This is a genomic window from Mesorhizobium sp., from assembly GCF_005063415.1.
Taxonomy (GTDB): domain Bacteria; phylum Pseudomonadota; class Alphaproteobacteria; order Rhizobiales; family Rhizobiaceae; genus Mesorhizobium.
Genome location: NZ_SUEG01000187.1, coordinates 314 through 8841, shown reverse-complemented (window position 1 = coordinate 8841; position 8528 = coordinate 314). Strand labels below are relative to the sequence as shown.

10 protein-coding genes, 1 pseudogene and 1 riboswitch are annotated in these 8528 nt (G+C 61.5%); of the genes and pseudogenes, 5 read left to right on the top strand and 6 right to left on the bottom strand.

Annotation, left to right across the window (positions count from 1 at the left end; translation table 11 throughout):
- The 6 genes from nuoE to E5W70_RS28830 form a co-directional block, all read right to left on the bottom strand.
- The coding region (nuoE, locus tag E5W70_RS28855) for an NADH-quinone oxidoreductase subunit NuoE (RefSeq protein WP_292664701.1) at positions 1-866 on the bottom strand (866 nt) is incomplete at its 3' end.
- Entirely contained in the window at positions 867-2057 is a 1191-nt protein-coding gene (locus tag E5W70_RS28850; RefSeq protein ID WP_292664700.1) for an NADH-quinone oxidoreductase subunit D, read from the bottom strand. It lies immediately after the preceding gene.
- Between the two features lie 50 nt (positions 2058-2107).
- Positions 2108-2665, bottom strand: a complete 558-nt coding sequence (locus tag E5W70_RS28845) for a DUF2059 domain-containing protein (protein ID WP_292664699.1) — start codon at positions 2663-2665, stop codon at positions 2108-2110.
- Positions 2662-3264, bottom strand: coding sequence for an NADH-quinone oxidoreductase subunit C (locus E5W70_RS28840; protein WP_292664698.1), 603 nt, complete (start codon positions 3262-3264; stop codon positions 2662-2664). The genes E5W70_RS28845 and E5W70_RS28840 overlap by 4 nt, the downstream gene beginning before the upstream one ends.
- A gap of 5 nt (positions 3265-3269) precedes the next feature.
- On the bottom strand, positions 3270-3851 hold the full coding sequence (locus E5W70_RS28835; protein WP_292664697.1) for an NADH-quinone oxidoreductase subunit B: 582 nt from the start codon (positions 3849-3851) through the stop codon (positions 3270-3272).
- Positions 3842-4207, bottom strand: coding sequence for an NADH-quinone oxidoreductase subunit A (locus E5W70_RS28830; RefSeq protein ID WP_023720750.1), 366 nt, complete (start codon positions 4205-4207; stop codon positions 3842-3844). Before E5W70_RS28830 ends, E5W70_RS28835 begins: the two co-directional genes overlap by 10 nt.
- Positions 4208-4542: 335 nt before the next feature.
- Between E5W70_RS28830 and E5W70_RS28825 the strand changes: the two genes are divergently transcribed.
- The 5 genes and pseudogenes from E5W70_RS28825 to E5W70_RS28805 all read left to right on the top strand — a co-directional run.
- Positions 4543-5751 (top strand): winged helix-turn-helix domain-containing protein, encoded by a 1209-nt coding sequence (locus tag E5W70_RS28825; protein ID WP_292664696.1) that lies wholly within the window; start codon positions 4543-4545, stop codon positions 5749-5751.
- A 54-nt stretch (positions 5752-5805) separates the two neighbouring features.
- Positions 5806-6525 (top strand): DUF6348 family protein, encoded by a 720-nt coding sequence (locus tag E5W70_RS28820; protein ID WP_292664695.1) that lies wholly within the window; start codon positions 5806-5808, stop codon positions 6523-6525.
- Positions 6526-6581: 56 nt separating this feature from the next.
- A riboswitch (cobalamin riboswitch) is annotated at positions 6582-6786 on the top strand.
- A 37-nt stretch (positions 6787-6823) separates the two neighbouring features.
- Positions 6824-7258 carry a DUF1636 family protein gene (locus E5W70_RS28815; protein WP_292664694.1) on the top strand — a complete coding sequence of 145 codons (435 nt, stop codon included), beginning with the start codon at positions 6824-6826 and terminating at the stop codon, positions 7256-7258.
- Complete coding sequence (gene cobW / locus E5W70_RS28810; protein ID WP_292664693.1) at positions 7255-8295, top strand: cobalamin biosynthesis protein CobW; 1041 nt, start codon at positions 7255-7257, stop codon at positions 8293-8295. The genes E5W70_RS28815 and cobW overlap by 4 nt, the downstream gene beginning before the upstream one ends.
- An 18-nt stretch (positions 8296-8313) precedes the next feature.
- Positions 8314-8528 (top strand): annotated as a pseudogene (locus E5W70_RS28805) (hypothetical protein); the annotation flags it as partial.

Genomic DNA, 8528 nt, shown 5'->3' with positions numbered 1-8528 from the left:
GTCTTTTCCGCCGCGGGCGCGACTTTTGTCGCCGACGGCGATTTCAGCGCCGGGCTGGTCTCGACCGCATCGGTTTTCGGCTTGCTGGCATTCGAGGGCGCAACCGGCGCCGGCGCAGGCGCGGCCGAAGCCGGTGCAGGCGCGGCCGAAGCAACTGGCTGAACTGGTGCTGCGGCGCCAGCCGCCGGCGCCGCTTCCTTGGCGGCCTTCGTCGCCGCCCTGGTTTCCCGGTCGCGGGTTGCCTTGAGGATCGCCTTTTCGCTCTTGAGGGTCGTCAGGCCGCTGGCCGGCTCGGAAGTGACGCGGCCGTTTTGCGGTCCTGGCGTCACCGTAGCGCCCTTGCCGGCGTCATAAAGGTCGATGATCTCGGCAAGCCGCTCCGGCGTCAAATCCTCATAGGTGTCCTTGAATATCATCACCATCGGTGCGTTGACGCAGGCGCCGAGGCACTCGACCTCCTCCCACGATAGCGTGCCCTTGTCGTTGGTGTGGAACTGGTCGTGATGGATCTTCGAGCGGCACACATCCATCAGCGCTTCCGAGCCGCGCAGCATGCAGGGCGTGGTGCCGCAGACCTGAATATGCGCGCGGGTGCCGACCGGATTGAGCTGGTATTGCGTATAGAAGGTGGCGACTTCCAGCCCGCGAATATAGGGCATGCCTAGCATGTCGGAGATCGTCTCGATCGCCGCCTTGGTCACCCAGCCTTCCTGCTCCTGCGCCAGCATCAGCAAGGGGATGATCGCGGATTGCTCGCGCCCCTTCGGATATTTCTTGATCCACTGCTTCGCCGCTGCCGCATTCGCCCGGTTGAAGGCGAAGGAGGCTGGCTGGAGGCTGGCTTCTGCGAGACGGCGGACTGACATTTAGCGATCGACCTCACCAAACACGATGTCGAGGGAGCCGAGAACGGCGGTGACGTCGGCCAACATGTGGCCGCGGCACAAAAAGTCCATGGCTTGCAGATGCGCGAAGCCGGGCGCGCGCAGCTTGCAGCGGTAGGGCTTGTTGGTGCCGTCGGAGACGAGATAGACGCCGAACTCACCCTTCGGTGCCTCGACTGCCGCATAAACCTCGCCGGCCGGAACGCGGTAGCCTTCGGTGTAGAGTTTGAAGTGATGGATCAGGGCTTCCATCGAGCGCTTCATCGCCGCGCGCTTCGGCGGCACCACCTTGCCGTCGAGGTTCGACACCGGCCCCGCGCCTTCCTTGCCGAGCAACAGGTCGACGCACTGGCGCATGATTTTCGCCGACTGGCGCATCTCTTCCATGCGCACCAGATAACGGTCGAAGCAGTCACCGTTCTTGCCGATCGGAATGTCGAAGTCCAGCTCGGCATAGCATTCGTAGGGCTGCGATTTGCGCAGATCCCACGGCGCGCCCGAGCCGCGCACCATGACGCCGGAAAAACCCCAGGCCCAGGCGTCCGCCAGGGAGACGGTGGCAATGTCGACATTGCGCTGCTTGAAGATGCGGTTGCCGGTCAAAAGCGCGTCGAGATCGTCGACCGACTTCAGGAACGGATCGATCCACTTGCCGATGTCCTCGATCAGCTTCTGCGGCAGGTCCTGATGGACGCCGCCCGGCCGGAAATAGGCCGCGTGCATGCGCGAGCCCGAGGCGCGCTCGTAGAACACCATCAGCTTTTCGCGCTCGACAAAGCCCCACAGCGGCGGCGTCAGCGCGCCGACATCCATCGCCTGCGTCGTCACATTGAGGATGTGCGACATGATGCGGCCGATCTCAGAGTAGAGAACTCGAATAAGCTGTCCGCGCTTCGGCACCTCGATACCGAGCAGCCTCTCGGCGGCAAGCGCGAAGGCATGTTCCTGGTTCATCGGCGCGCAATAGTCGAGCCGGTCGAGATAGGGCACGGCCTGCAGATAGGTCTTGTGCTCGATCAGCTTTTCCGTGCCGCGATGCAAAAGCCCGATATGCGGATCGACCCGGTCGACGACTTCGCCGTCAAGCTCCAGCACAAGGCGCAAAACGCCGTGCGCGGCCGGATGCTGCGGGCCGAAATTGATGTTGAAGTTGCGGACGGAGGTTTCAGCCATTTTTTCTATTTACTCTTTGCCCCGGTACCGGAGCTTCGATCCTCAACAAATCAGATTTTGATGTCCTTACCCCGTGCCTTGAGGGCAGCTTGTGTCTGCCGGAGTGCCTCAGGGACGATGGTCTTTTGGAAAAACTCTGCCAGATACGGCAGTTTGGCCATGTAGGTCGGCGTCTTTGCCAAAATACGCGACCCCATCGGCGACGCGTAGAAATCATCCATCGCCTCCACTTCGTCGGGATCGAAGGCTTCCAGCAGCATCAATGCCGTCAGATGCTCTAGAGTCTCGGAGTTATCCAGCAATGCTCGCTTGATGAAGTCATCAGCAAACTCACCCGCATCGCTGTCTGAAATCGCGGGATTGGCTCCTTTCAATTCAGCTATCGTTTGCTGCCGCAAGGCGGGCGCCATCGCTCTGAAATTTGCGTTCATGTTGAAATTTCGGACATAGCGCAAGGCAGCGCTGACCGCTTTGGGATCGTATTTTTGCAGCTTAGACTCAAAATTGCTGTCAGGAACGCTATCCGCTCGAGCCGTCAAGTCACCGGCCGACAGCGCGAAAAACGATACGACTACGATCGGAAGCCAATGCCGTGATATTTTTATCATTGTTTCGCCTTCTCGTCTCCCGGAAGCACGTAATCCGTACCTTCCCACGGAGACAGAAAATCGAAATTGCGGAATTCCTGCTTGAGCTCGACCGGCTCGTAGATGACGCGCTTGGCCTCGTCGTCGTAGCGCACCTCGACGAAGCCGGTCAGCGGAAAGTCCTTGCGCAGCGGATGGCCTTCGAAACCGTAATCGGTCAGGATCCGCCGCAGATCGGGATGGCCCGAAAACAGCACGCCGTAGAGATCGTACGTTTCGCGCTCGAACCAGTCGGCGCCGGGATAAATGCCGGTGATCGACGGCACCAGCGTCTCTTCGTCGGCCTGGACCTTGACGCGGATGCGGATGTTCTGTCTCGGCGACAGCAAATGATAGACGACGTCGAAGCGCTTTGCCCGCGAGGGATAGTCGGCGCCGCAAACGTCGATGATCGAGATGAACTGGCATTTCGGGTCGTCGCGCAGGAAGGTCACCACCTCTATCAGGTCGCGCGGCTCGACCGAGATAGTGAGTTCGCCATAGGCGAGCACCGCCTCGCCGATCCGGCCGGTCAGCTTCTCGCCGAGATAGGTCGAGAGGTCATTCAACGCCTGGGACATGCCGCTCACCGTTCGATCGTGCCGGTGCGGCGGATCTTCTTCTGCAGCAGAAGGATGCCGTAGAGCAGCGCTTCGGCGCTCGGCGGGCAGCCGGGCACGTAGATGTCGACCGGCACAATGCGGTCGCAGCCGCGCACCACCGAATAGGAATAGTGATAATAGCCGCCGCCATTGGCGCAGGAGCCCATCGAGATGACGTAGCGCGGCTCGGGCATCTGGTCGTAGACCTTGCGCAGCGCCGGCGCCATCTTGTTGGTCAGCGTGCCGGCGACGATCATGATGTCGGACTGACGCGGAGACGCGCGCGGCGCGACACCAAACCTCTCCGAGTCATAGCGCGGCATCGAGGTATGGATCATCTCGACCGCGCAGCAGGCGAGACCGAAGGTCATGAACATCAACGAGCCGCTGCGCGCCCAGGTGATCAGCGCCTCGGTCGAGGTGACGAGAAAGCCCTTGTCGGCGAGTTCGTTGTTGATCTCGAGGAAGAATGGATCATCCTCCCCCACCGGCCTGCCGGTGTTGGGGTCGATGAGGCCCTTGGGCTTCGGCGCGACGAGCGTGCCGGAATTGTCGCTCAATCCCATTCCAGCGCTCCTTTCTTCCATTCATAGGCAAAGCCGATGGTCAGCACCGCCAAAAACACCATCATCGACCAGAAACCGAGCATGCCGATCTGGCTGAACGACACTGCCCACGGAAACAAGAAGGCTACTTCCAGATCGAAGATGATGAACAGGATCGACACCAGGTAGAAGCGGATGTCGAACTTCATGCGGGCGTCGTCGAACGAGTTGAAGCCGCACTCATAGGCCGAAAGCTTTTCCGGATCGGGGTTGCGGTAGGCCACAAGGAAAGGTGCGGCAAGCAGCGCCAACCCGACCACCAGCGCCACGCCGATGAACAGGACGATGGGCAGGTACGAACCTAAAAGTGCGTTCATGCTGCAGTTTCCGTTGGCGGCCAATCCACTCTGATTACAGCACCGGACCCACTTGCGGAAGCGCGACAGTTTAACCACTGAACCGTTTTAAGGGGGCTCTATGCTGCAACGCGGCGAGGGTTAGCGCAGCGCTTTCGGCGAAGCAAGTCAAACCTTGTTCAAATCGCGGTGCTGGGCGGCATATCCGGGAAAACTGGTCCGATCCGCTCCTGTTTGATTTCCTTCACTTTTTACTCCACTTTTCTCTCCTGACATGGATGCCGCCAAAACCCTGTTAGCATGGCGCGGAATCGCAAGTCATTTTCTCTGTCTAACATCGTCCGGATACCGCCTTCATGAAGGAAAAAATCTCGCTTGCCCTGGCCCGCCGCATCGCGCTGGCGGCACAGGGATTCAATGACCCGCGCCCCGCCGGTACGCCCGACCGCAGGCATCTGGCCCGGGTGCTTGCCCGTACCGGGCTGCTGCAGATAGATTCCGTCAGCGCCGTGGTGCGCGCTCACTATATGCCGCTCTATTCGCGGCTTGGCCCCTACAAGCTGGCGCTGCTCGACGACGCCGCCGTAACGCGCAAGCGCATGGTCTTCGAATATTGGGCGCACGAAGCCTCCTTCCTGCCGGTCGAGACCTATCCGCTGATGCGCTGGCGCATGCAGCGGGCCGAGCGCGGCGACGAAATGTACAGCGGACTGGCCAAATGGGGCCGCGAGCACGCCGCCTATATCGAAGACATCTATCGCGAGGTCGCCGAACGAGGCCCGATCGCGGCGTCGGCTTTCGAAGGCCAGAAGGGTTCGGGCGGCTGGTGGGGCTGGAGCCATGCCAAGCACGCCTTCGAATGGCTGTTCTGGGCCGGCCGCATCACCACAGCGCATCGCCGCGGCTTCGAACGGTTCTACGATCTGCCGGAGCGCGTACTGCCGCCGGCGGTACTCGCTCTGCCGGTTCCCTGCCCCGAGGATGCGCACCGCGAATTGCTGCGTATCTCCGCCCGCGCTCACGGCGTCGCCACTGCAGGCGATCTGCGCGACTATTTCCGCCTCTCTCCCGCCGACATCAAGGGCCGCATCGAGGAACTGGTCGAGACGGGCGACCTGTTGCCGGTGAGCGTCGAAGGCTGGAGCAAAACAGCCTATCTCCACAAGGACGCCCGTTTGCCGCGCAGGATCGAGGCGCGCGCCCTGCTTGCGCCATTCGATCCCGTCGTCTTCGAGCGATCGCGCACCAAGCGGCTGTTCGACTTCCACTACCGTATCGAGATCTACACGCCGGCCGAAAAGCGCCAGTATGGCTATTATGTGCTGCCGTTCCTGCTCGGCGACAGCATCGTCGCGCGCGTCGACCTCAAGGCCGACCGCCCCGCAGGCGTGTTGCGCGTCCATGCCGCCTATGCCGAGCCCGGCGCCCCGCCACAAACCGCCGCCCAACTCTTCGAGGAATTGAAGCAGATGCAGGACTGGCTGGGGCTTGAGCGCATCGAGGTGACGGCTGCCGGTGATCTTGGGCCGGCGCTGCTCGGCGTGATCAGCGATGGGCGCTCTTGACATACGCCCTCGGCTACAGCCGTTTGAGGGAGTTTTGTCGGCCTAGGTTCAATGATGGCATCGCAAGAGGTTCTCGACCTGATTCACGAGGCGTTGATTGCGCATGGGATCAGCGCCATCCGTGGACAGCACGATGTCAGACTTGAATTAGAAGACCTGCGCTTTGAGGCCGATATTTTCGACAAAGAGCAAATAGACACCCACAGGCTTGTCCTCGAAATCTACATCTTCTCACCGTTGCTGGGCACTCAGCCAGTCATCGAATCATTTGTTGGAATGGGCGACACACGTCAAGAAGCAACAGCGCAGGCATTCGGAAAGTTCCTGCTCGGTGTATTTCACGTGCTGATCGAGGGCCTCGCGAAGCATGTTTGCGAGAACATGCAAGCCGAAATCGAGTTCTGGCGGCGGAATGATGCCAGCTGGAAGGTGTACGGCGGACCTGTCATTACCCAGGCTGCGGTGCAATGCACGCTTAATCGAGCATATCCGGCGTTCTATGCCCATTTGGAAAAACTGTTCGCAGCTAATGTTCGCCCTGGCAGTCATTTCGTCCGAATATTCCTGGCAAGCTATGACGGAGCAGTTATTGGCAACGAAGTCCTCCTGGACAACGAAACATGGCCGGAAGGCCAAGAGCTTCTAGTTGGTCAGGATTGGCACCACGGCGATGGGTATCAGGCACTGCGCCAGGTCATTCTTGCGTTACCAGAAGACAAACCGGAGACGCTGAGCCGTTGGGCGCAGCTGGGTAAGAAAATCCTACGGCGCTGAGTACAGCTCGTTGGCGGTTTCACCCTATCCCGCGTTGACACAACCGCCTTCACAAGCCTAAATCCGGTCCAGACGGTCTCCTCTCGGCAAAGGGAGGAGCCAAGAGGGAATGCGGTGCGAAATCTCGATTTCAAATCCGCGGCTGTCCCCGCAACTGTAAGCGACGAGCCAAGGCCGAAAACCACTGGGATATTCCCGGGAAGGCGGCACCCAGGCGATGACCCGCGAGCCAGGAGACCTGCCGTCTAGGACATAAGAATCCGATCGCCTGGCGGGTTTTCCGGGCAAGGAGCCTGATTTGGAACGCGACAGCAGTTTTCCGGCTGAGACAGCGGATTTATTGTCCGGCCATGGTGATTCCCCGGCCGGCGTTACCGTCATCGTCTGCTCGTCCTGCCGTGACGAGACCGGTTCGGACGCCCATCCCCGCGCCGGCGAACTGCTCGCCGAGGACACGCGCCGCGCCGCTTCCAGCGAAAACATTAAAATCCGCACCGTCGAATGCCTCGGCAATTGCAAGCGCCGGCTCAGCGCCGCGATTTTGCGCGACGGCTGCTGGAGCTACGTCTTCGGCGACCTGACTGCGACCAGCGGCGCCGATCTCGTGACCGGCGCAAAGCTGTTCGCCACCTCGACGGATGGGCTCATTCCATGGCGCGGCCGTCCCGATTGCCTGAAGCGCGGCCTGGTTGCCCGCATCCCTCCCCTCGACCTTTTGAAGGACCTGACATGACCGCTGCCTCCCTTTCGCGCGTTCCCTGCACCGTCGTCACCGGCTTTCTCGGCGCCGGCAAGACGACGCTGATCCGCCATTTGCTCGAAAACGCCAAAGGCAAGCGGCTGGCCATCATCGTCAACGAGTTCGGCGACATCGGCATCGACGGCGAGATCCTGAAGGGCTGCGGCATCGCCACCTGCCCCGAGGAAAACATCGTCGAGCTGGCCAATGGCTGCATCTGCTGCACAGTGGCCGACGATTTCGTTCCGGCGCTCGACCAGATCCTGTCGCTGACGCCGAGGGTCGACCACATCCTGATCGAGACATCCGGCCTCGCTTTGCCCAAGCCGCTGGTCCAGGCCTTCCAGTGGCCATCGGTGAAAAGCCGCGTCACGGTCGACGGCGTCATTGCAGTGGTCGACGGACCGGCGTTGGCTGATGGCCGCGTCGCCAACGACATGGAGGCCCTGCAGGCGCAGCGCGCGCAGGACGAGACGCTCGACCATGACGATCCGGTCGAGGAAGTATTCGAGGACCAGCTCGCCTGCGCCGACCTGATCATCCTGTCGAAGAGCGACCTGCTGGACGCAGCCGGCGCGGCCCGCGCCAATGCCGTCATCGGACAGCATGTTGCGCGGGCGGTGAAGATCGTGCCGACTTCGCAAGGCAAGCTCGACCCGTCGGTGCTCCTCGGCCTCGGCCTCGCCGTCGAGGACGACATCGAGAACCGCAAGACCCACCACGACGACGAGCTCGACCACGAACACGACGACTTTGACTCGTTCGTCATCGACATTGCGTCCGTGTCCAACCCGGACGAACTGGCACAACGCGTCGCCACGGCTGCGGAGGAGGAAAACGTGTTGCGCGTCAAGGGTTTCGTCGAAGTCGGCGGCAAGCCGATGCGGCTCCTGCTGCAGGCCGTCGGTCCGCGCGTCAACCACTATTACGATCGCGCCTGGACCGCTGAAGACGATCGCCGCTCGCGCCTCGTTGTCATCGGCCTGAAAGGGCTGAACCGCCCGGCCATCGAGCGTATCCTCGCCGGCTGACCCCAGGTAAGAGCCGCGATGCACATCCTCACCACGACATCCGCCTCGCTCGACGATCTCGCCGAGCCTGTCGACCTCAGGCAAACGCCTGCGGATATCGTGGCCCTGTCCTTCACCGACAGCGACCTGGCCGGGCTGGCGACGGCGTGGAAGGCAGATGCAGGCCGCCTGCCATCGATGCGGCTCGCCGCCTTGCGCGACCTGCGCCATCCGATGTCCGTCGACCTCTGGAT

Bases quoted from the DNA above. Each gene is read 5' to 3' on its own strand.
- E5W70_RS28825 (WP_292664696.1), top strand. From the start codon at position 4,543: ATGAAGGAAAAAATCTCGCTTGCCCTGGCCCGCCGCATCGCGCTGGCG.
- E5W70_RS28830 (WP_023720750.1), bottom strand. From the start codon at position 4,207: ATGAACGCACTTTTAGGTTCGTACCTGCCCATCGTCCTGTTCATCGGC.
- cobW (WP_292664693.1), top strand. From the start codon at position 7,255: ATGACCGCTGCCTCCCTTTCGCGCGTTCCCTGCACCGTCGTCACCGGC.
- E5W70_RS28835 (WP_292664697.1), bottom strand. From the start codon at position 3,851: ATGGGATTGAGCGACAATTCCGGCACGCTCGTCGCGCCGAAGCCCAAG.
- E5W70_RS28850 (WP_292664700.1), bottom strand. From the start codon at position 2,057: ATGGCTGAAACCTCCGTCCGCAACTTCAACATCAATTTCGGCCCGCAG.
- E5W70_RS28845 (WP_292664699.1), bottom strand. From the start codon at position 2,665: ATGATAAAAATATCACGGCATTGGCTTCCGATCGTAGTCGTATCGTTT.
- E5W70_RS28840 (WP_292664698.1), bottom strand. From the start codon at position 3,264: ATGTCCCAGGCGTTGAATGACCTCTCGACCTATCTCGGCGAGAAGCTG.
- E5W70_RS28820 (WP_292664695.1), top strand. From the start codon at position 5,806: ATGGCATCGCAAGAGGTTCTCGACCTGATTCACGAGGCGTTGATTGCG.